Origin of the sequence: Streptococcus infantis, assembly GCF_047463655.1 — a bacterium.
In the GTDB taxonomy this organism is placed as follows: Bacteria; Bacillota; Bacilli; order Lactobacillales; family Streptococcaceae; genus Streptococcus; species Streptococcus infantis_Z.
In genome coordinates this window covers 13848-37101 of the sequence record NZ_JASHDM010000004.1, presented here as the reverse complement: position 1 = coordinate 37101, position 23254 = coordinate 13848, and the positions used below count along the sequence as shown (strand labels likewise).

The window sequence follows — 23254 nt, the reverse complement described above, 5'->3', positions numbered from 1 at the left end:
GTCAGAAAATAAGAGTAAAAAAACTTAATTACAACTTCTATCTAAAAACTATCCCTAGCTAGCGAATCAGGCTATTTTTTGGTATAATAAATCTTATGGAAATTGAAAAAACCAATCGAATGAATGCTCTGTTTGAATTTTATGCAGCCCTCTTGACTGATAAACAAATGAACTATATCGAACTCTATTATGCAGATGACTATAGTTTAGCTGAAATTGCTGAAGAATTTGGTGTTAGTCGTCAGGCTGTTTATGATAATATCAAACGAACAGAAAAGATACTGGAAGACTATGAGATGAAGCTTCATATGTACTCTGACTACATTGTCCGCAGTCAGATTTTTGATCAGATCATTGAGCGCTATCCAGAAGATGCTTTTCTCCAAGAGCAAATTGAGATTTTAACAAGTATTGACAATCGGGAGTAATCATGGACAGTCTAGTTATTTATCAAGGAATACCTTGCAAACTATTAGCCGCAGAGGAACCATTTCCTAGTCGACTACAGATTATCTCGCCCAATGATATCTCCAAAGCTATGCAAATAGGTTTTAGCTGTTGGGGATATCCAAATGAAATCATGAAAGAAGTCACACCCGAAGAACTAGAGTGTTTGCAACATTTCGGACGATTTCCACTGAATTGAAAAAATAGGAGAAAATAATGGCATTTGAAAATTTAACAGAACGTTTGCAGAACGTCTTTAAAAACCTACGTAAAAAAGGAAAAATCACAGAAAGTGATATCCAAGAAGCAACCAAAGAAATTCGTCTGGCTCTTTTAGAAGCCGACGTTGCTTTACCTGTTGTCAAAGACTTTATCAAGAAGGTTCGTGAACGTGCCATTGGGCATGAAGTCATTGATACCCTCAATCCAGCTCAACAAATCATCAAGATTGTCAATGAAGAATTGACAGAAGTTCTTGGCTCAGACACTGCTGAGATTATCAAGTCACCAAAAATCCCAACTATTATCATGATGGTCGGTTTGCAAGGGGCTGGTAAAACAACTTTTGCAGGTAAACTTGCCAATAAACTCAAAAAGGAAGAGGATGCTCGTCCTTTGATGATTGCGGCTGATATCTATCGTCCTGCTGCTATCGACCAATTGAAAACACTTGGACAACAAATTGATGTACCTGTCTTTGCTCTTGGTACTGAAGTTCCTGCAGTTGAGATTGTTCGCCAAGGTTTGGAGCAAGCCAAAGCTAACCATAACGACTATGTTTTGATCGATACGGCAGGTCGTTTGCAAATTGACGAACTTCTCATGAATGAGCTCCGTGATGTCAAAGCTCTAGCTCAACCAAATGAAATTCTTCTTGTCATCGATGCTATGATCGGTCAAGAAGCTGCTAACGTTGCGCGTGAATTTAACGCTCAGTTGGAAGTGACTGGTGTCATCCTTACAAAGATTGACGGGGACACTCGTGGTGGTGCGGCCCTTTCTGTTCGTCACATCACTGGAAAACCAATCAAATTCACTGGTACTGGTGAAAAAATTACAGACATCGAAACCTTCCACCCAGACCGTATGGCTAGCCGTATTCTCGGTATGGGGGATATGCTGACTCTAATTGAGAAAGCTTCCCAAGAATACGATGAGCAAAAAGCCCTTGAAATGGCTGAAAAGATGCGAGAAAATACCTTTGATTTCAACGATTTCATCGATCAGTTGGATCAGGTGCAAAATATGGGGCCAATGGAAGATTTGCTCAAGATGATTCCTGGTATGGCCAACAATCCTGCCCTTCAAAATATGAAGGTGGATGAAAAACAAATTGCTCGCAAACGTGCCATCGTCTCTTCTATGACTCCTGAAGAACGTGAAAACCCAGACTTACTTACTCCAAGTCGCCGTCGTCGTATCGCTGCCGGTTCTGGTAATACCTTTATCGAAGTCAACAAGTTCATCAAGGACTTCAACCAAGCTAAACAACTCATGCAAGGTGTCATGTCTGGTGACATGAACAAGATGATGAAACAGATGGGCATCAACCCTAACAACCTTCCTAAAAATATACCTGGTGGTATGGATATGTCAGCCCTTGAAGGTATGATGGGACAAGGTGGTATGCCTGACTTGTCATCTCTTGGAGGAGCAGGAATGCCTGATATGAGCCAGATGTTCGGTGGAGGTCTCAAGGGTAAAATCGGTGAATTTGCTATGAAGCAATCCATGAAACGCATGGCTAATAAAATGAAAAAAGCTAAGAAAAAACGCAAATAAAAGGGACTCGCTTGAGTCCTTTTTTAGTTATTTCGAAGTTTTTCCAGAGTCTCTTTAAAGATATCTGGGATTTCGGAAGTAAACTCCATAGTTTCACCTGTTCTTGGATGGGTAAATCCAAGTGTCTTGGCATGGAGAAATTGTCCATGCCCCTTCAGAGTTTTACGAGGACCATAAACCTCATCCCCAGCGACAGGATGACCAATGTAAGCCATGTGTACACGGATTTGGTGAGTACGTCCTGTTTCCAGTTGCAACTCCAGCAATGTATAATCACCAAAGCGTTCCAAGACTTGGAAACGTGTCACTGCTGGTTTACCTTTGGCAGTCACAGCTTGTTTCTTACGGTCTTTTTCACTACGTCCGATCGGCGCTTCAATGACTCCACGGTCGTTTGGAAGATTACCATGAACGATGGCCCAATATTTACGAAGAGACTTCTTATCCTTCAATTCTTGAGCCAGTGCTAAATGGGCATCATCATTTTTAGCAATCATCAAGAGTCCAGATGTATCTTTATCAATACGATGGACAATCCCTGGACGCAAGACACCATTGATGCCTGATAAGTCCTTGATATGGTACATAAGGGCGTTAACCAAGGTCCCACTGGTATGACCAGCGCTTGGATGAACAACCATTCCTTGAGGTTTGTTAACTACAGCTACATCCTCATCTTGATAAATGATTTCTAAAGGAATATCTTCAGCCACATACTCCAAAACTTCTGGTTCTGGCACCTGATAAGTAACGACATCACCCTCTTGGACCGTATACTTGGCTTTTTTAACCTGACCGTTGACCAAGACTTGGCCTGATTTGATTTGTTCATTGGCGAGACTTCGCGACAGTTCTGTCAAATCTGACAAAGTCTTGTCTAAACGTAGTCCGCCTCTTTCAATTTTAATTTCCATTCATTTCCTCTTTTAGCATTGCAAGCAATAACACAACTACTCCTACTGTCAGATAACTATCAGCTACATTGAAAATTGCAAAATTAATAAAGTCTAAGTGGAACATATCCACGACAAATCCTTGACTGATGCGATCGATAAAATTCCCTAGACCACCTGCAATAATCAAAACCAATCCTGAGACAGTCCATAAGGAATCCTCCATGTGTTTATGGAGATACCAAATGGCACCTACCACGACGACCAGGGTAATGACAGCGAATAACAACTGCTGATCTTGTAAGATAGAAAAGGCTGCTCCTCTATTTTGCAGATAGGTTAAACTAACTAGATTTGGGATCCATGATTTGATTTCACCAAGAGCAATATTTTGAACGACGTACGCCTTTACCAATTGATCTAAGACAATTAAGGCTGCTATAATCCCTGCAATTATTCCTCTTTTTTTCATGCTTTCCTCTTCTGATCAAAATACTCTTGCATAACTTCTACAAATAAGGTTCCCGCTTGGCTCAAGTCTACTTCCTCACGTTTCACATAAACCATGCGATTATTGAGATTATCATTTAGCGGAATAACGGTGATCCCGTTCACACTGTCGCTATCTAAGAATCCAGAACCAGTCGCATAAGCATTTGTTCTTTCAAGGATTCCATTTAAGGTAGCACGGTCAGTTACGTTAAACATTTGAGAGCTAGCACTTGTATCTACAAAGTTCTCTGAGTAATAAAGATACTCATCCTTTTCCTGTGTGAATCGAACTGTTGGTAAATCAGCCAAATCCTCCATAACCAACTCTTTTTTCTTGGCTAAAGGATGCCCTTCACGCAGATAGATATGCGTCTGGAAAGGAATCAACTCAATCACTTCAAGTCCTAACTTTTCAACCCGTTGCATAATTCCCTTTTGGTTTTGATTGTTGAGGTAGATAATTCCAATCTCACTATGTCCTTGGGCTACTTCATCCAAAATCTGAACAGTTGTTGATTCAAAAATACGGAAATTCTTATAGTCAGGATATTGTTGCGAAAAAGCTGTAATGGTTGGTGGCAAGAAATCATAGTGCTGGCTGGCTATTGAAAACTCATCTTTCTCCTCTTCAGGATTGGCATACTGATTTTGGAAAACATCAAATCCTTTAACCAATTCTTGTGCCTTTTCATAAAATTCCATTCCACGGCGAGTAAGAAAAGTACCTGAACTGGTTCTGCGGAAAATCTTGAAGCCAAGCTCTTTTTCCAAGTCTCTTACAGAAATAGATAGACTCGGTTGGCTAACGTACATCTTCTCAGCCGCTTCACGAAAAGTACCACTATTAGCAATAGCTACAACGTAGCGTAATTGTTGAATATTCATGATTTCTCCTTCGATTTCTATCTTATCATTATACCATAAATCAAGCCTATCCAACAAAGGAAAATCATAAGACAGATACTTCTGAGGAAAGCAACCAAAAAACACCTTTCAAGTTAGATGAAATTCTAACCAAAAGGTGTCGTTATTAAGATTATTTAGCTGCTGCGTAAAGCTCGTCAACTTTGTTCCAGTTGATAACTGAGAAGAAAGCTTTGATGTAGTCAGGACGAACGTTACGGTATTTCACGTAGTAAGCATGTTCCCAAACATCCAAGCCCAAGATTGGTTTTTTGCCTTCTGAGATTGGTGTGTCTTGGTTTGCAGTTGAAGTTACTTCAAGTTTACCTTCTTGGTTAACAACCAACCATGCCCATCCAGAACCAAAACGAGTTGTTGCTGCTGCAGTGAATGCTGCTTGGAATTCTTCGAATGAACCGAAAGTTTCATCGATTGCTGCTGCAAGTTCTGCTGAAGGAGCTGTTTTTTCAGGAGTCATCAATTCCCAGAAAAGAGCGTGGTTCAAGTGTCCACCACCGTTGTTGATAAGCGCTTGACGGATATCAGCTGGGATAGATTCTACATCAGCAAGTAAAGCTTCAAGGTCTTCACCGATTTCAGGGTGTTTTTCAAGAGCTGCATTTGCATTGTTAACGTAAGTTTGGTGATGTTTGTCATGGTGCAAGTGCATTGTTTCAGCATCGATGTATGGTTCCAATGCATCGTAAGCGTATGGAAGATCTGGTAAGATAATAGCCATCTGTAATACCTCTTTTTCTTTCTATATAAAGATGATAACGCAATCATCCTATTTTTTCAAGTTATTTGCTCAATTTGACTGGCTAGCAATCTGCAACAAAGCCTTCTCAAACAGGTAGCCTTTCTCATAAACTCCTGTCTTAATTTGGTAATCAGCTTGGATGAGATGACGAATAGAATTCTGGAGAAAATCAAGGGATAGTCTTCGTGAATCACGAAGGGCAAACTTGATTTGGTAGGGATTCGGATTGCGACCAAGATAATGACCTAAACTGCTGACCATCTGGGACTCTATCTGACCAGACTCTTGCAAAATTTTCACTTGTGTATAAAGTCTGAACTGCCCCAACATAATGGCAATCAGTTTAATCTCATCTTCTCCCTGCAAAGTCAAATCTTTTACTAAATCACGTGCCTGATCAATCTTCTTAGTCAATATTAACTGAGTTAAATCAAAGATATTATCCTGCAAAGTCTTTGGTATGGCTTCAACAATGTCTTCTTCGGTAATCCGGTCATCATCCTTATAAGACTGTAAGAAGAGTAGGTTTTTCTGAATTTCACTGAATTGAAAACCTGATTTGATAAGTAACTGTTCAAAAGCTTTCCCCTCAAAGGAAAGTCCTTGTTCCTGAGCCCACTTTTGAAAATAAGCACGCATCTCTTGTTCTTTTGGCTCGATGGCTTCAAAAATCTTGGCATCCCTCTTGAGTAATTTGACTAAACGTCTCTTACTATCCAGCTTCCCTTCAGCAAAAATAACTAATTTACTCGTCGGAGATGGATTTTCCAAATATTCTTCAAAAGCCTTAAGCTCATCATCAGATAGATAGTGTTTTTTAGCTGTCGTTATATCGAGAAAATGATCTAAAATAACAATTTTTTCATCCGCAAAGAAAGGAAGACTGACCAGCTCTAGTTCCAAGCTTTTGTAGTCTACTTCTTTCATATCAAAATAAGCAAAATTCAAATCTGCAGGATCGTAGCCGATTTGCTTTAGAACCTGAGTTTTCATGATGTCGTACTGTCCTTGATCAGCCCCTGTAAACAGGGTCAAACTAGGTAAATTTGATAGGGATAGCTTTCGGCTTTCTTCTATTGCTAGCATCATTTCTCCTTTCTTTTTAGTTTCGCTTTTATTTAATCAATATAATTCAATTTACCACGGAAATCTTCAAGGCTTTCATAACCTTTTTCCTTCATAATTTCTTTGAGTTCGTTTGTAATGCGATCAAAAGCACCTACACCTTCTTTATGCAGGGTAGTTCCTACCTGCACCATGCTGGCACCACATAGGATATGTTCAAAGGCATCACGTCCTGTTAATACTCCACCTGTTCCGATGATTTGAATTTCTGGATTCAAGCGTTGATAAAAGGCATGGACATTAGCAAGGGCTGTTGGTTTGATGTATTCTCCACCGATTCCACCAAAGCCATTCTTGGGACGAATCACGACTGACTCATCTTCTATATAAAGACCATTTCCAATAGAGTTGACACAATTGACAAACTTGAGCGGATATTTGTTAAAGATCGCTGCAGCCTGGTCAAAATGAACAATATCAAAATAAGGTGGAAGCTTAATTCCTAATGGTTTTGTAAAATACTCAAAGACTTCTGACAAGATACGGTCTGTAGTTTCAAAGTCATAGGCAATCTGAGGTTTACCAGGAACATTTGGACATGAGAGATTGAGTTCAGTTAGACCACGAAAATCACTCTCTTGAACCTTTTTCAAGATGGTATGAGTTTCCTCTGGAGACATTCCAACTAAAGAGAGAAAGAAAGTACGATTTGGTTCCTTTTCTTGTAATTCCAGAAGATAATCAAGGTAATAATCTAAACCATTATTTGGGAGCCCCATTGAGTTGATAGAACCGAGTGGAACATCTTGATAGCGTGGTTCAGGATTCCCCTGACGAAACTCCAAGGTTGCTGTCTTGGTGACAAAGGTTCCTGCTGCTGAGTTTTTAACTCCTTCCAACTCCTCTATGGTCATGCAAGCTACACCAGCTGCATTCATCAAGCAATTGTCAAACTTAAAACCAGCAATCTGTGTTTTAGTTGATACCATGATTCTGTTCCTCCAGATTCCTTTTTATGTCTATTATTATACCATACTTTGACTTTTGCTTTTCAATAAAACCATTTCCATAGAAAAGGTTCGTTTTTTAGCATGTTTTGAATCAGTCATTTTAAATTGAACGAATTTTTAGAAAATTTATGTTTTTTTCTTTACACTGAAAAATTTTTCTGCTATAATGTCTCATGTAATAAAATATGACAACAAAAAGGAGAACGATATGACATCTGCTAAAGAATATATCCAAAGCGTGTTTGAAACTGTAAAAGCTCGTAACGGGCATGAGGCTGAATTTCTCCAGGCGGTTGAAGAATTCTTCAGCACTTTGGAGCCTGTCTTTGAAAAACACCCTGAGTATATTGAAGAAAATATCTTGGCACGTATCACAGAACCTGAGCGCGTGATTTCTTTCCGTGTTCCTTGGGTTGACCGTGATGGAAAAGTTCAAGTTAACCGTGGTTACCGTGTTCAATTCAACTCAGCTGTTGGACCATATAAAGGCGGACTTCGTTTCCACCCAACTGTAAACCAAGGGATCTTGAAATTCCTCGGATTCGAACAAATCTTTAAAAACGTTTTGACTGGACTTCCAATCGGTGGTGGTAAAGGTGGATCAGACTTCGATCCTAAAGGCAAAACTGATGCTGAAGTGATGCGCTTCTGCCAAAGCTTCATGACTGAATTGCAAAAATACATCGGACCATCTCTTGACGTACCTGCTGGTGATATCGGTGTTGGTGGACGTGAGATTGGTTACCTTTACGGACAATACAAACGCCTCAACCAATTTGATGCTGGTGTCTTGACTGGTAAACCTCTTGGTTTTGGTGGTAGCTTGATCCGTCCAGAAGCAACTGGTTACGGTTTGGTTTACTACACTGAAGAAATGCTTAAAGCTAACGACAACAGCTTTGCTGGTAAGAAAGTTGTGATTTCAGGTTCTGGTAACGTAGCTCAATACGCTCTTCAAAAAGCAACTGAACTTGGTGCAACTGTTATCTCTGTATCTGACTCAAATGGTTATGTCATTGATGAAAATGGTATCGACTTTGACCTTCTTACAGATGTTAAGGAAAAACGTCGTGCTCGTTTGACTGAGTACGCTGCAGAAAAACCAACTGCTACTTACTACGAAGGTTCTGTATGGACTTACACTGGAAACTACGATATCGCTCTTCCATGTGCGACTCAAAACGAGATCAACGGTGAAGCTGCGAAACGCTTGGTTGCTCAAGGAGTTATCTGTGTATCTGAAGGTGCTAACATGCCTAGCGACCTTAAAGCTATCAAAGTCTACAAGGAAAATGGAATCCTTTATGGACCTGCCAAAGCTGCCAATGCTGGTGGGGTAGCTGTATCAGCTCTTGAAATGAGCCAAAACAGCCTTCGCCTTTCATGGACACGTGAAGAAGTTGACGGTCGCTTGAAAGACATCATGACTAACATCTTTAACACAGCTAAAACAACTGCAGAAACTTACGGTCTTGGTACTGACTACCTTGCAGGTGCAAACATTGCAGCCTTTGAAAACGTAGCAAACGCTATGATTGCCCAAGGTATTGTTTAATTCCTAGTAACTATATAACTCCTCACATCTCCTGTGAGGAGTTTTTTCTTATATATTAAAAAAGACCTATCCGAGTGGATAGATCTTTATTTTCTTACAATTTACCTGCTACTGCATCCAACAATTCTTGGATTTTAGATTGGTTGCTTCCTCCTGCCATGGCCATGTCTGGTTTACCACCACCACGTCCATCGACGATTGGTGCCAATTCTTTGACAAGGTTTCCTGCATGAAGGTCTTTTGTCTTGCTTGCTACAAGGACATTGACTTTGTCACCGATAGCGGCAACTAGGACAAGAAGATCAGAGTAGTCTTTTTGTTTCCAGTTATCTGCAAAAGTACGAAGGGCACCAGCGTCAGATACAGAAACTTGGCTAGCAATGTAACGGTGACCATTGACTTCCTTCACATCCTTGAAGATGTCGCCTGCGGCTGCAGCTGCGGCTTTTTCTTTCAACTCAGCATTTTCTTTTTGCAATTGACGAAGTTGTTCTTGAAGTCCTTCTACCTTGTGAGGTACTTCTTTAAGTTGAGGTGCTTTCAAGGTTGCTGCGACTGCTTTAAGAGCATCTTCTTGTTCACGGTAGGCTTCAAAGGCTTCCTTACCAGTCACTGCCAAGATACGGCGAGTTCCTGATCCGATCCCTTCTTCTTTGACAATCTTGAAGAGACCAATTTCAGAAGTGTTGCCAACGTGGGTACCACCACAAAGCTCGATAGAGTAGTCACCAATTGTCACAACACGGACTTCTTTACCATATTTCTCTCCAAAGAGAGCCATAGCACCCATTTCTTTGGCAGTGTCAATATCCGTTTCAACTGTCTTAACTTCAAGTGCTTCCCAGATTTTCTCGTTAACTTGCTGTTCAATCGCACGCAATTCTTCAGCAGTCACTGCTTGGAAGTGGGTAAAGTCAAAGCGAAGGAATTCAACTTCGTTAAGAGATCCTGCTTGTGTTGCGTGGTTTCCAAGGATATTGTGAAGAGCAGCATGAAGCAAGTGAGTCGCAGTGTGATTTTTCATAACACGGTGACGACGATTTGTATCAATTGTCAAAGTATATTCTTGGTTCAAGGAAAGTGGTGCAAGGACTTCAATTGTATGAAGAGCTTGTCCGTTTGGTGCTTTTTGAACATTTGTGACAGTAGCCACGACCTTACCTGACTCATCCAAGATTTGTCCGTGGTCAGCGACCTGTCCACCCATTTCAGCATAGAATGGAGTTTCCGCAAAGATAAGTGAGGCAGTTCCTTCTGACACAGCTTCTACTTCGGCATTGTCAGCTACGATAGCCACCAACTTAGAAGACAATTGACTAGCATTGTAGTTGAAGACACTTTCTACAGTGATGTTTTGAAGGGTTTCATTTTGCATACCCATAGATCCACCTTTGACAGCAGATGCACGCGCACGTTCTTGTTGTTCCTTCATGGCTGCTTCGAAGCCTTCACGGTCTACAGTCATACCAGCTTCTTCAGCGATTTCTTCTGTCAATTCCACTGGGAATCCGTATGTATCATAGAGTTTAAAGACATCTTGACCAGCAATGACAGATTGTCCTTTTTCTTTCAAGTCTGCTACGATGCCTTGGGCAAAGTGTTGACCTGAGTGAAGAGTACGAGCAAATGACTCTTCCTCGCTCTTAACGATTTTCTCAATAAAGTCACGTTTTTCAAGAACTTCTGGGTAGTAGCTTTCCATGATTTTTCCAACAGTTGGAACGAGTTTGTAAAGGAAAGGCTCATTGATACCCAATTTTTGACCATGCATAGAAGCTCGACGGAGAAGACGACGAAGGACATAACCACGACCTTCATTTCCAGGAAGGGCACCATCACCGATGGCAAATGAAAGAGAACGGATGTGGTCTGCAATAACCTTGAAGCTCATGTTGTCGCCATCTTGGTCGTAAACCTTACCAGACAATTTCTCTACTTCACGAATGATCGGCATGAAGAGGTCTGTTTCAAAGTTTGTCTTAGCCCCTTGGATAACCGCCACCAAACGCTCCAAACCAGCGCCCGTATCAATGTTTTTGTGTGGCAATTCTTTGTACTCGCTACGAGGAACAGCAGGGTCTGCGTTAAATTGTGACAAAACGATGTTCCAGATTTCGATATAACGGTCATTTTCGATATCTTCTGCAAGAAGACGAAGACCAATGTTTTCTGGGTCAAAGGCTTCTCCACGATCGAAGAAGATTTCTGTATCAGGGCCAGAAGGTCCCGCACCGATTTCCCAGAAGTTATCTTCGATCGGAATCAAGTGACTTGGGTCCACTCCCACTTCAATCCAGCGGTTGTATGAATCTTTATCGGCCGGATAGTAGGTCATGTAAAGTTTTTCAGCTGGGAAGTCAAACCATTCAGGACTTGTCAAAAGTTCATAAGCCCAAGTAATGGCTTCGTCACGGAAGTAATCCCCGATTGAGAAGTTCCCCAACATTTCAAACATAGTATGGTGACGGGCAGTCTTCCCTACGTTTTCGATGTCGTTAGTACGGATGGCCTTTTGGGCATTGGTAATACGTGGGTTTTCAGGAATGATGGTTCCATCAAAGTATTTTTTAAGAGTGGCAACCCCTGAGTTGATCCACAAAAGTGTTGGATCATTTACAGGAACCAAACTTACTGATGGTTCTACTGAATGACCTTTGGTCGCCCAGAAATCAAGCCACATTTGGCGTACTTGTGCACTAGATAATTGTTTCATTTGTATCTCCTTTTTACTAATTTGATTGGCTTTCTAGCATTTCTACATAGTCAATAGCGACACAGAGGGAAATGACTAGGTCTGCATAAGAGTCTTCATAGACAGTTACGGTATAAGTTGAGGTTAAATGGAAAAGTTCCTTGGTAATCTCAGCAATCACTTGGTCACGATCATCCAGCAATTTAAAATTCAAATCCCAGACATTTCCTTCGATACGAAGACCGAGATTATCAAACTCATACTTATCTCTGAAGAAAGTCAACTTCTTTCGGATATAAAAATGATCACCGTTACTCAGTTGAATTTCAAAACGAGGTAGGAAAGTTAAGACTTCCTTACTAATCTCACTAACCTGTTCACCAGCAACATTATAGATGGTAAAGGTTTTAGGAATCTTAAAAAATGAACCTTCAACCTGATAGGCAACATTGCCCAACTCATCCTTGATATCAAAGCGTTCTCCACCTAAGCGAAATTTTTGTTTAACAAGAAATGTTCTCATAAACACCTCCAAAAATAAAAGACAAATCCATATCACGAAGGGCGAAAAACCGCGGTACCACCTTCATTCAATGAACTTGTCATTCTTTGATTCTTATGCAATTGTTGGATTGAGTAGCATGACTTTCTATCTTAGATGGCTCGCAGCACCGCCAATTCTCTGAACTAAGATGGAGAGAAAACCAATTCTCAACTTTCTTATTATATCGTTTTTTTAAGCCTGCGTCAACTGGAAATAATCCTAACCAATAGCATGAGTTAACTTTCTGCATTAACCTCTTAATTTATCTAGATCTACTTTGTGATGTTCGATGAGTTTTAGGCTTATAAATTGAAATCTTAATTCGTGTACGTTTCAAATCAACTTCCTCTCCTACTTTCGGAATTTGATCTACTACAGTCCCCTCCGAGGTACCTTCAGGAGCAGTTGAAACTTCTACTATTTCAATATTAGCTTCTTTAACACCAACAATCTGTTTTAAATTATTTATGGTAAACTCTAAACTTGAACCTGCATAATTTAGCATTGTAGCACTAGTTCGTTCTTTTGCAACAGTCAAAGTAATATCCGATGGATCATTCAAATCATATAAAGCTCCCTCCGACCAACTTTGACGTAAAATTGTACCAGGAGAATATTCATTACTTTCTTCTTCCTCAACTTTTATATGTTCCTCTCGGATTTTACTACTCTTTAATTCTGATATAACATCAGAGACTTTTCGACCAATAAAGTTTCCAATATATACTTTTGTAGCTTGTGGTCTAGTAGTGGGAGACGTTGTTGATGTTTGTTTATCTTTAGATTTATTTCCACCGAGAGAAGCTTGCTTTGTAGAACTTTTGGAGGTTGTAGAACTTTTGGAGGTTGTAGAACTTGTGGAGGTTGTAGAACTTGTGGAGGTTGTTGAACTAGACTGTTGAGTTGAATGATTATTACTGTTATGAGTATGAGATGATTTAGACTTGGTCATACCTATGAAAAAAGTTCCAATAATGACTAATAAAAGTAAGCTTATAGCTATTCCGAAAAACCATTTTATTCTACTTATTTTCTGTCTACGACGCTCTAATAATTCATTCTGTTCCCTTTCTTCCTGTTGTTTTAATTGAAATTGCTCCGCAGCCAAACGTTGTCGTTCTATTTCTCTCTCTTTCTCAAGTAAATACTCATCATATTCAGCTTCTGCTTCTGCTAGAAGTATCTGTATCCTAACTCTCTCGTCTTCTGATTCAGCTTTAGCCCACAGTTTTTTTAAATCAAATATATTATCTTTATATTGTTGCTCTATACGTAATTCTAACTCTCTTTGATGACGAGATTCTTCATCCCATTGCCTCTGGCGTTCTAACTCATTTCTCTCTTTTAATGTTTCTTGTTGTTCTCGAGCAAGACGATTTTGTTCATCTAGTGCTGCCTGTTGCTTTTGGTTAGAAAACTGCTGTTCCCATCTCTGCTGTTCCAACAAGTTATTTTGTCTTTTTAGCTCTTGATTCAATTCTTCTTCTCGACGAGCTTTTTCCCAATCATTCAGACTATTTATATTCCCTCCTAGTTTGCATTATAACCATGTTCCCTAGATTTTAAAACTTTCTTCCAATATCGTTCACGTTGGAGTGCTTTTTGTTTTCCAACTTCATTCTTTGGAAAAATCTCTAATAAACTATATTGGAAATACTTTTTAATATAACTTATTCCATATTTTTCGACTATTTCATACAATCTTTTATTTGGATAACGATTCTCTTCCATTTCGGATTTATCATAGCCTTCACTTAAGTATGTAGACCATCTTCCATAAACTCCATTATCTCCATAAGCAGAACCAACATAGAGCTTTCCTGTCTTAGCATCAGTAATAACATAGACACCATAAACAGCTGAAAGATATTGTCTCCAAGAACTATTTGCCCAATTTTTCTTTAATTCTTGATAAGAAAATGAGATATTTTCATAACCTGGAAATTGAGAGGTTTGATTAAAATAGGAGATGCTGCTTACAGATTCTACTACAACTGATTCAATTATTTTAGGATTGACATAAAACCATGATTGGCCTGTGTTGGTATGATTGACCAAAACTTTTTCTATAAACTTATCATACTCTTTTAATCGTTCAGCTAAAGCAAACTTGACATGATGGTTCCCATAGGTCACTTTCTTTATCTGACTATTCTTTTCTTTTATAAGATAGGCACCAACAAAAAGCCATTTATGGTACTCTACTTCTATAAATTGAAACTGAATTTCATTTCTACGATTTCGACTTTTTTTATCTGAACCATTACTTAAAATCCAAGGCAAAAAATCTTCAGATCCACTGATATAATCATCAACAAAACTATAATCATCCCAATTCTTGTTAAATCGTAACTTAATACGATATCCTTTGTAATCTGATTGAGACAATAACTCATTAAATCCGAAAATATCCTTCAAATATATCTTTTCATTCATATTGTATTTCTCTTTTATTTATATGGAGAACTTTACATAATCTCTCTCCTATATCATTATACAGAAGGACTTAATAACGGTCAAGAGCTTAAATATTTTTTCAAAATCTCCGCAAATTATCTTCGATAAAAAAACATTCCCTACATCCCTGATTACTTTTTCAGGATATATTTTTTCTTACTGCCATTTTTCTTTTTATCCCAACTTTTATTCCAAGTTTTCGAATTGCTATACATAAATACGAAAATATTTGCAAATATAAAGTAACCTATCACCAAATGTATGGAATCCGTTGTTAGATATTGCCGATCCAAGCCATCCTTTAAATGAAATAGTATAATTGTTTCGTTAACAATCAAAAAGGTTGGCCAATAACTTTTTTTGAAAAAAGTAGACATTTTCATGATTTGTTACCGCTTTCTATTATTATAAACTTAGTATACTACTAGGCTATAAAATAAGCAAATAGGATAGTAAAAATAAACAACTATACAAATTACTTTCTATTCAAAAAACGAACCAGCTGTTACTGATTCGTTCTTTTACGTTTATCTATTACTTCCGATACATCTTAAATTGTAGGAAGAGATCGCTGTAGATACCTGTCCATTTATGGTCAAATTTCTCATAGACCTCTAGGTGTTTCATAGTGTCTGCATCTGGATAGAAGGACTTGTCTTCTTTTGTCTCCTCAGGGAGCATTTCCTTAGCAGCATTGTTTGGTGTTGAGTAACCGACATACTCTGCATTTTTGAGAGCATTTTCGGGCTTCAACATAAAGTTGATAAATGCATAAGCTGCATTCTGGTTCTTGACAGTCTTAGGAATGACCATATTGTCAAACCAGAGATTACTTGCTTCTGTCGGAACGACATAGCGAAGATTTTCATTTTTCTCTAGCATCTGACTGGCTTCACCAGAGAAGGTCACACCGATGGCAGCGTTATTCTGAATCATGTAACCCTTCATCTCATCCGCCACAATAGCCTTGATATTAGGTGTTAGCTTATAGAGCTTATCTACCGTTTCCTCCAACTGCTGTGGATCTTTAGAGTTGAGGCTATAGCCTAGCGAGTTAAGACCTAAACCAAGTACTTCACGCGCCCCATCAAAAAGCATAATAGAGTTTTTATACTCTGGCTTCCAAAGGTCGTCCCAATGTTCAGGCGCTTCTTCCACCATAGTTTCATTGTAGACGATTCCCAAGGTCCCCCAGAAGTATGGGATAGAGTACTGATTGTTTGGGTCAAAGGACTGGTTGAGAAACTCTGGACCGATATTCTCAATGCCCTCAATCTTACTATAATCCAGTGGAACTAGAAGGTCTTCGTCCTTCATTTTGTTAATCATGTACTCACTTGGGATGGCAATATCATAAGTCGTTCCACCCTGCTTGATTTTCGTGTACATGGCTTCGTTGGAGTCAAAGGTTTCGTACTGGACTTGGATTCCTGTTTCTTCTGTAAATTTCTCCAGAAGTTCAGGATCGATATAGTCTCCCCAGTTGTAGATAACCAATTTTTGACTATCACGGCTATTGATTTTACTATCAAGATGGTAAGAAATTCCCCACAAGACAAGGATAATCGCTAGAATTCCTGCTAAAAATGAATAGAGTCGTTTCATGCTTGCTCCTCCTTCTCACGTGAAATGAAGTAATATCCGACAACTAGGATAATACTAAAGAGAAAGACCAAGGCTGAAAGAGCATTGATTTCTAGGGAAATTCCCTTACGAGCTCGAGAGTAGATCTCAACTGACAAGGTTGAAAAGCCATTCCCCGTTACAAAGAAGGTCACGGCAAAGTCATCTAGGGAATAAGTGAATGCCATGAAGTAGCCTGCGATGATAGACGGTGTCAAATAAGGGAGCATAATTTCCTTGAACATCTGGAACTGGCTAGCTCCAAGGTCATAGGCTGCATGAATCATATCCCCATTCATCTCTTTCAAACGAGGCAAGACCATGAGCACTACGATTGGAATGGAGAAGGCTACGTGACTAGACAGAACCGTCAGAAAACCAAGTGAAAACTTGAGTTGGGTAAAGAGAATCAAGAAGCTGGCACCAATCATGACGTCTGGGGCAACCATCAAAATGTTATTGAGTGATAGGAAGGCTTCTTGATATTTTTTGCGTGATTGGTAGATGTAAATGGCACCGAAAGTCCCAATGACAGTCGCAATCAAAGCTGATAGGAAGGCTAGTAAAAAGGTCTGAACCAAGATTAGCATGAGTCTTCCATCGCCAAACATGGTTTCAAAGTGAGACAAACTAAAGCCTGTAAAGCTATTCATATCATCCCCAGCATTGAAGGCATAACCAATCAAGTAAAAGATTGGCAAATAGAGGACGATAAAAACAAAGGCTAGGTAAAGATTTGATAATTTTTTCATCGTTCTCTCCTTTCCTTAGTCACCCACATAGTGATGAACATGGTCAGGATAAGAACAACACCGATAGTTGAACCCATACCGTAATTATCGTTTGTCAGGAAGTTCTGCTCGATAGCAGTTCCCAAGGTGATCACTCGGTTCCCCCCAATCAAACGGGTCAACATAAAGAGACTTAAACTCGGGATAAAGACAGATTGGACACCACTTCGCACTCCATTCATAGAAAGAGGGAAGATGACATGACGGAAAGTTTCCCACTTGGTTGCACCGAGGTCATAGCTAGCATTAATGAGATTATTATCCATATCATCCAAAACATTGAAGATTGGCAAAATCATAAATGGAAGCTCGATGTAACTCGCTACAAAAATAAATGAGAAATCCGTAAAGAGCAACTGCTGCGAACCGATTCCGATAAATTCGAGGAATTGATTAATAGAACCATTTTGCCCAAAAATCCCGATAAAGGCATAGGCCTTAAGGAGAAGGTTGATCCAAGTTGGTAAGATGATGAGCATGAGCCAGAGTTGACGGTGTTTAAGACGAGTCAGAAATAGGGCTGTTGGATAGCTGATAAGAAGCGTCACCAGAGTTACAATCCCAGCATAGAGAACTGAGTTAAAACTCATTTTGAGATAGGTTAAATTTTGTGACGCAAAATAGGATTTATAGTTTTCTAAACTGAACTGGCCTTCGATGTTGAAAAAGGATTGCCCAAAAATCAAGACCAAAGGTGCCAAAACAAAGAGTGCAATCCAAAGCATGTAGGGCACTACAAAGAGTTTAGAGGTTGTTTTCTTCATCTCTTTCCTCCTCGATAGCGTTGATCAAACCTGCTTCTTGCTCTTCGATTTCTACATATTCTTCGATACGTGCATCGAACTCTTCTTCTGTTTCATTGAGACGCATGATGTGGATGTCTTCTGGTTCAAAGTCCAGACCGATTTCTTCACCAACAATGGCCTTACGAGTTGAGTGAATCATCCATTCATTGCCGAGTTCATCATAGGCGATAATCTCATAGTGAACCCCACGGAAAAGCTGAGTATCAACCTTAACTTGAAGTTTTCCTTCTTCTGGAAGGGTAATGCGCAAGTCCTCTGGGCGAATCACGACTTCAACAGGTTCATTTGGCTTCATCCCACCGTCGACCGCTTCAAATCGTTTCCCATTAAACTCAACTAAGTAGTCCTCAATCATAGTTCCAGGCAGGATATTTGATTCACCGATGAAGGTAGCAACAAAGTGGTTGATTGGCTCGTCGTAGATATCAACTGGTGTTCCTGACTGAACGATTTCTCCATCATTCATAACGAAAATCCAGTCACTCATAGCCAAGGCTTCTTCTTGATCGTGGGTAACAAAGACAAAGGTAATGCCCAATCGCTGTTGTAGTTCACGCAGTTCGTACTGCATGTCTGTTCGCAATTTCAAGTCCAAGGCTGACAAAGGCTCATCCAAGAGTACCACACGAGGTTGGTTGATAATCGCACGCGCAATCGCTACACGCTGGCGTTGTCCTCCAGAAAGCTTACGAATAGAACGTTTTTCGAAACCTTCCAACTGTACCATCTTGAGAACTTCTAATACACGTTGTTCGATTTCTTTTTTATCGACCTTACGCAAACGCAATGGAAAGGCAACATTTTCAAAGACATTCATATGCGGAAACAAGGCATATGATTGGAAGACTGTATGAACATCGCGCTTATTAGTTGGGATATCATTGATTCGCACGCCATCCAGTAAAATATCTCCAGTCGTTGCGTCTAGCAAACCAGCGATGATATTGAGGATGGTTGATTTTCCTGAACCAGATGCACCTAGCAGTGTATAAAATTTCCCTTCTTCCAACTCAAAGTTAATATCCTTGAGAACCTTGGTGTTGCTATCTTCAAAAACTTTAGAAACGTTTCTGAATTCGATAATTGGTTTTTTCAATTGGCATAAATTCCTTCTTTTTCATAGATTAACAGATCAGGGCTCTGTCAGGCCGCTACTACCTCTTGCAGGGAGTTAGACCACCTGCATATATCTTCGCTACCGATAGGCTTTCACCCCCTCTACATTCTAGTTAGTAGCAGCTAAGCTATTTCTACTATTTACTCATGTTCACCCAAGATACGAACTTCTCGCTCAAGAGTAACACCTGAGTGTTCTTTAACTTTTTCAATGACAGACTCAATCAAGTCTTCATAATCTCTAGCAGTTCCATCAGCAACATTAATCATAAAACCTGCGTGCTTTTCTGAGACTTCGACGCCACCGATACGATAACCTTTCAAGCCAGCTTCTGCAATCAATTGACCTGCAAAATGATCCACTGGACGTTTAAAAACTGATCCACATGAAGGATACTCTAAAGGTTGCTTGAGTTCACGAAGATGAGTCAAGCGGTCCATCTCCTGTTTGATGACTTGGTGATTACCTGGAGCTAGGGCGAACTTAGCAGAAAGGACTACTGCCCCTGATGCTTGAATAGCTGAATGACGGTAACCAAAGTTCAAGTCTTTAGCAGACAAGGTTTCGATTTCACCCTCCTTAGTCAAGATTTGACAAGACTGGAGAACATGAGCAATCTCACCACCATAAGCGCCAGCATTCATAAAGACAGCACCACCAACGCTTCCTGGAATACCACAAGCGAACTCAAAGCCCGTCAAACTATGACGAAGGGCAATACGAGTAGTCTCAATCAAGTTAGCTCCAGCTTCAGCCTCAATGGTATAGCCATCAACAGAGACATTATTGAGCTTGTCACACATGATTACAAAACCACGGACTCCACCTTCACGGACGATAATGTTACTTGCATTTCCAAGAACCATCCAAGGAATGTTTTCCTGATTGGCAAACTTGACCACACGAGCCATCTCATAGCGATTGCGTGGAAAAACTAAATAATCTGCCTTTCCTCCAACCTTTGTATAAGTATAGGATTTTAATGGTTCGTCGAAACGAATATCGATTCCTTCTAAGGTTTCTTTTAATTTATCTGATACAGTCATTTTTCTAATCCTTTTATGAAATTCATTCCATTATACCATTTTTAGCGATTTTTTTCGATGATTTGGTTAGCTTTTTCAAAAGCTCAAACTAAAAAGAGGATGAACCTCTTTTTTGTATTATTGCTTTTTATAAAAGATCGATTTTGTAAAGTAAATAAAAATAATAACTTCCACTGCTAACAATCCTTCTACGAGAAGGGGATTTGACAACCAGCCAACTTGAGATAGGCTCGGAGCCAAATCAAATAGGGCGTGTAAACCATAAGCAGCTACCAGGTAAATCCATTTCTTTTGACGAACTGCTTGATAAACCCAGAAAGAGAGACCGATTTGCATAACAAGAGCAAGCACACGCTCAACACCGAGTAAATAAACTTGCCATCCAGATAGAGATTGTACTGTTTCAAGTGTATTTTGGGGAAGGAGATTTGCCAGATCTGGATTTGAAGACTCTAATAACGAAAAGAGGATCAAAAGACTAATCAAGCTTCCCATTCCGAGGTAGAGCAATTCCAAGCCACCATGCCCCAATCCATAAGCAAGGGCATCTGAATCTTCCAAAGTTCTTTTCTTCTCCAACCATTTAAAGAAAATAAGTCGAGCTGTTTCTTCAAACAAAGCAGCCATACAGATCCCATAAATCACATAGAGAAGGGGATTTCCCGTCATGAGTGGAACTGTCCCATCCTTTTGTGGATGAAGAACCAAGAGATGAACGATTTTCTCTAAGACCTGAGATGAAGCAAAAAATGCAACTGCCCCAAGTCCCAAAACTGCAAAATTAATCTTGTATTTCTTTCTTGCGTACCAAACTGCTGCAATGAGGACGGCAAATAAGGCCAGCATCGTTATTATTACATGAATTTTCATATTTGACTCCTATTATTCTGCCTGTTCGATATCTTTTTTCATCTCGTCAACGTTAAACTTAGCAAATAGATATTGACGATCCTGAACAGGAAAACGTTGATCCAACTGGTCAACAGCTCCCACTTCTACAATACCTTCCTTGATGACAAAATCCATAACGTGGCCACCAAAGGTTAGGTCATCTGAGATAAAGTGTAGATGGTAACCAGCAACACTAACTCCATGGAAAATTTCAGGTGTCCAAAAACCAACGATAGTTCCTGAGACATTGTCACAGCTATATTCAGGCTGATGCGTCGCAACCTCAGCAAACTTCGTTTCATTTGTCGATTTTGGAATCATGCGAACATGCATGTGTTTAAAATCACCATGGATCTTGATGGAACGGAAAAGATTCTCTCCATCATAATAGGACTCAATACGTTTTTCAAGTTCCTGATCAGTCATTTCAAAACGCTGACGGAAAATAACTTCTGCCTGGTGGGGTACAACTGCTGCATAGGGAATCAAAGCATCTGGTGAAACTTCCACAATTTCAGGTTTCTCACCTGATCCCTTAGCCTGATAAGCTTTCCCATCTAAGACAATCAATTCTCCATCGATAGAATCCAGGGTTCCTAATCCTAAATCACCATGTTCAAGTAATTCACCAACGGTCATGGTTCCACCGTAAAGTCCCGCCATCAAGGCTCCCAAAGTATTGTATTGGAATAATTTAACTGGTTCTTGCACCTTTATCATCTCACTCTTCTTTGAAAATTTTACTTACTAAGTATATCACATTTCTGATTAGAATTGAATGCTAGACTGCCTTTTAATACTCAATGAAAATCAAAGAGCAAACTAGGAAACTAACCGCAGGTTGCTCAAAGCACTGTTTTGAGGTTGTAAATGGAACTGACGAAGTCAGCTCAAAGCACTGCTTTGAGGTTGTGGATAGAACTGACGAAGTCAGCTCAAAACACTGTTTTGAGGTTGTGGATAGGACTGACGAAGTCAGTAACATATATACGGCAAGGCGACGTTGACGCGGTTTGAAGAGATTTTCGAAGAGTATAACATTGCCAAACTTCTAAAAAAAAGGTACAATGTAACAAAATCGAGAGAGGTCTGGGATGAAGCAAGAAAGCAAGTATGAACAAGTCGTTCACTATCTAAAAAATGAGATAGAATCAGGTAGATTTCCAACTGGAAGTCGCCTACCATCTATCCGAAAACTCAGTCAAAATTTTCACTGTAGCAAAGACACCATACAGCGCGCACTCTTAGAACTCCGATACGAGAAATATATCTACTCAAAACCTCAAAGTGGTTATTATGTATTGGAGCAACAAACCAGTCATGAAGACTTAATTATCTCAGTTAACGATGAACACGCAGCGGCCTATGATGATTTTCGTCTGTGCGTCAATGAGAGCTTGATTGGGCGAGAAAATTATCTCTACAACTACTATGAACACCAAGAGGGTTTAGAAGAATTACGTCAGTCCGTTCAGACATTACTCTTTGATCAAGCGATTTATAGTAAGGCAGACCAGTTGGTCATGACGTCTGGAACCCAACAAGCACTGTTTATTCTTTCCCAGATTGATTTTCCAGGTCAAGCTCAGGAAATACTGGTCGAACAACCGACCTATCATCGGATGAATCAGCTGCTACTAGCTCAAAATCTTCCCTATCAAACCATTGACCGTCGAGTAGACGGCATTGACCTAAACGAACTTGAGGAACACTTTAAAAGCGGAAAGATTAAGTTTTTCTATACTATTCCCCGTTTCCACTATCCTCTGGGGCATTCCTATTCTGAAGAGGAAAAACTTGCCATCCTTGACTTGGCTGCCAAACATCAGATTTATATCGTTGAGGATGACTACCTAGGTGACTTGGATCCTAAAATGGGACAAACCTTTCATTATTTAGACCAACATGATTTGGTCATCTATATCAAGTCCTTTTCTACCAGTCTATTTCCTGCCCTTCGAATCACTGCCCTTCTTCTTCCAAACACTATCAAGGAAGCTTTTGTGACCTATAAAAACATTCTCGACTACGATAACAACCTTATCATGCAAAAGGCTCTATCACTCTACATCGATAGTCAACTCTTTGAGAAAAACAGACTAGCACGACTGGCACTGCAAGAAAAAAGTCAGGAGCACATCCAACAGCTCTTACAAAGGTATCCCCTTTCCCTACCGAACTATCCACTTCATGATGGGCTTTTGCTTGATCTCAGGAACTATCCTAGCATCGCTAGTCTTAAACACAGCCCTCTAGAACTTGACTTCTTCGAATCTTCCTATCTAACGAACTGCCCTTATCACTTTGCAAAAATTTCCTTAGAAAATATTGAAGAAACATTAAGCTATTTAAAAACAGAGCTGGACTGAAATCCAACTCT

At 39.7% G+C, this 23254-nt stretch carries 23 protein-coding genes; 5 read left to right on the top strand and 18 right to left on the bottom strand.

Annotated features, from left to right (window positions below):
- Positions 1-95: 95 nt before the first annotated feature.
- The 3 genes from QM877_RS04765 to ffh are packed head-to-tail and all read left to right on the top strand — an operon-like array spanning position 96 to position 2229.
- On the top strand, positions 96-428 hold the full coding sequence (locus QM877_RS04765) for a putative DNA-binding protein (protein ID WP_045615678.1): 333 nt from the start codon (positions 96-98) through the stop codon (positions 426-428).
- A gap of 2 nt (positions 429-430) precedes the next feature.
- A complete protein-coding gene (locus tag QM877_RS04760) occupies positions 431-646 on the top strand; it encodes a 2-oxoglutarate:acceptor oxidoreductase (RefSeq protein WP_414317750.1) in 216 nt (71 codons plus the stop codon).
- Between the two features lie 17 nt (positions 647-663).
- Positions 664-2229, top strand: a complete 1566-nt coding sequence (ffh, locus tag QM877_RS04755) for a signal recognition particle protein (RefSeq protein ID WP_414317749.1) — start codon at positions 664-666, stop codon at positions 2227-2229.
- 23 nt (positions 2230-2252) lie between these two features.
- Here the strand turns inward: ffh and QM877_RS04750 are convergent, their stop codons facing one another.
- The 6 genes from QM877_RS04750 to QM877_RS04725 all read right to left on the bottom strand — a co-directional run bounded on the left by QM877_RS04750 (position 2253) and on the right by QM877_RS04725 (position 7331).
- The gene (locus tag QM877_RS04750; RefSeq protein WP_414317748.1) at positions 2253-3143 is read right to left on the bottom strand and encodes an RluA family pseudouridine synthase; all 891 of its coding nucleotides are present in this window, start codon (positions 3141-3143) and stop codon (positions 2253-2255) included.
- Positions 3133-3594, bottom strand: coding sequence for a signal peptidase II (gene lspA / locus QM877_RS04745; protein WP_414317747.1), 462 nt, complete (start codon positions 3592-3594; stop codon positions 3133-3135). The genes QM877_RS04750 and lspA overlap by 11 nt, the downstream gene beginning before the upstream one ends.
- Entirely contained in the window at positions 3591-4499 is a 909-nt protein-coding gene (locus QM877_RS04740; RefSeq protein ID WP_049526940.1) for a LysR family transcriptional regulator, read from the bottom strand. Before QM877_RS04740 ends, lspA begins: the two co-directional genes overlap by 4 nt.
- A 151-nt stretch (positions 4500-4650) precedes the next feature.
- The gene (gene sodA, locus QM877_RS04735; RefSeq protein ID WP_126419845.1) at positions 4651-5256 is read right to left on the bottom strand and encodes a superoxide dismutase SodA; all 606 of its coding nucleotides are present in this window, start codon (positions 5254-5256) and stop codon (positions 4651-4653) included.
- Between the two features lie 69 nt (positions 5257-5325).
- On the bottom strand, positions 5326-6363 hold the full coding sequence (holA, locus tag QM877_RS04730) for a DNA polymerase III subunit delta (protein ID WP_414317746.1): 1038 nt from the start codon (positions 6361-6363) through the stop codon (positions 5326-5328).
- Positions 6364-6395: 32 nt separating this feature from the next.
- Positions 6396-7331 carry a dihydroorotate oxidase gene (locus QM877_RS04725; protein WP_414273710.1) on the bottom strand — a complete coding sequence of 312 codons (936 nt, stop codon included), beginning with the start codon at positions 7329-7331 and terminating at the stop codon, positions 6396-6398.
- Positions 7332-7560: 229 nt separating this feature from the next.
- Between QM877_RS04725 and gdhA the strand changes: the two genes are divergently transcribed.
- Positions 7561-8907 (top strand): NADP-specific glutamate dehydrogenase, encoded by a 1347-nt coding sequence (gdhA, locus tag QM877_RS04720; RefSeq protein ID WP_075230690.1) that lies wholly within the window; start codon positions 7561-7563, stop codon positions 8905-8907.
- 94 nt (positions 8908-9001) lie between these two features.
- Here the strand turns inward: gdhA and alaS are convergent, their stop codons facing one another.
- The 12 genes from alaS to budA form a co-directional block, all read right to left on the bottom strand.
- Positions 9002-11620, bottom strand: coding sequence for an alanine--tRNA ligase (gene alaS, locus QM877_RS04715; RefSeq protein WP_414317745.1), 2619 nt, complete (start codon positions 11618-11620; stop codon positions 9002-9004).
- A 16-nt stretch (positions 11621-11636) separates the two neighbouring features.
- Complete coding sequence (locus QM877_RS04710; RefSeq protein ID WP_414317744.1) at positions 11637-12122, bottom strand: LURP-one-related/scramblase family protein; 486 nt, start codon at positions 12120-12122, stop codon at positions 11637-11639.
- A 283-nt stretch (positions 12123-12405) separates the two neighbouring features.
- Entirely contained in the window at positions 12406-13620 is a 1215-nt protein-coding gene (locus QM877_RS04705) for a PASTA domain-containing protein (protein ID WP_414317743.1), read from the bottom strand.
- A 53-nt stretch (positions 13621-13673) separates the two neighbouring features.
- Entirely contained in the window at positions 13674-14579 is a 906-nt protein-coding gene (locus QM877_RS04700; RefSeq protein ID WP_414317742.1) for a GIY-YIG nuclease family protein, read from the bottom strand.
- Positions 14580-14731: 152 nt separating this feature from the next.
- A complete protein-coding gene (locus QM877_RS04695) occupies positions 14732-14983 on the bottom strand; it encodes a hypothetical protein (protein ID WP_060955564.1) in 252 nt (83 codons plus the stop codon).
- 151 nt (positions 14984-15134) lie between these two features.
- Positions 15135-16205: an ABC transporter substrate-binding protein gene (locus QM877_RS04690; protein ID WP_414317741.1), complete on the bottom strand. Its 1071-nt coding sequence runs from the start codon at positions 16203-16205 to the stop codon at positions 15135-15137.
- Entirely contained in the window at positions 16202-16975 is a 774-nt protein-coding gene (locus QM877_RS04685) for an ABC transporter permease (RefSeq protein ID WP_045763347.1), read from the bottom strand. Before QM877_RS04685 ends, QM877_RS04690 begins: the two co-directional genes overlap by 4 nt.
- Positions 16972-17778 (bottom strand): ABC transporter permease, encoded by an 807-nt coding sequence (locus QM877_RS04680; RefSeq protein ID WP_000754116.1) that lies wholly within the window; start codon positions 17776-17778, stop codon positions 16972-16974. The genes QM877_RS04685 and QM877_RS04680 overlap by 4 nt, the downstream gene beginning before the upstream one ends.
- Positions 17759-18916 (bottom strand): ABC transporter ATP-binding protein, encoded by a 1158-nt coding sequence (locus QM877_RS04675; protein ID WP_049526954.1) that lies wholly within the window; start codon positions 18914-18916, stop codon positions 17759-17761. Before QM877_RS04675 ends, QM877_RS04680 begins: the two co-directional genes overlap by 20 nt.
- A 161-nt stretch (positions 18917-19077) precedes the next feature.
- Positions 19078-19983 carry a UDP-N-acetylmuramate dehydrogenase gene (gene murB, locus QM877_RS04670; RefSeq protein WP_414317740.1) on the bottom strand — a complete coding sequence of 302 codons (906 nt, stop codon included), beginning with the start codon at positions 19981-19983 and terminating at the stop codon, positions 19078-19080.
- A gap of 117 nt (positions 19984-20100) precedes the next feature.
- Entirely contained in the window at positions 20101-20853 is a 753-nt protein-coding gene (locus tag QM877_RS04665; RefSeq protein WP_371620952.1) for a YhfC family intramembrane metalloprotease, read from the bottom strand.
- A 12-nt stretch (positions 20854-20865) separates the two neighbouring features.
- A complete protein-coding gene (gene budA, locus QM877_RS04660) occupies positions 20866-21594 on the bottom strand; it encodes an acetolactate decarboxylase (protein WP_414317739.1) in 729 nt (242 codons plus the stop codon).
- A 374-nt stretch (positions 21595-21968) separates the two neighbouring features.
- Between budA and QM877_RS04655 the strand changes: the two genes are divergently transcribed.
- Positions 21969-23243: a PLP-dependent aminotransferase family protein gene (locus tag QM877_RS04655; protein WP_414317738.1), complete on the top strand. Its 1275-nt coding sequence runs from the start codon at positions 21969-21971 to the stop codon at positions 23241-23243.
- Positions 23244-23254: the final 11 nt, after the last annotated feature.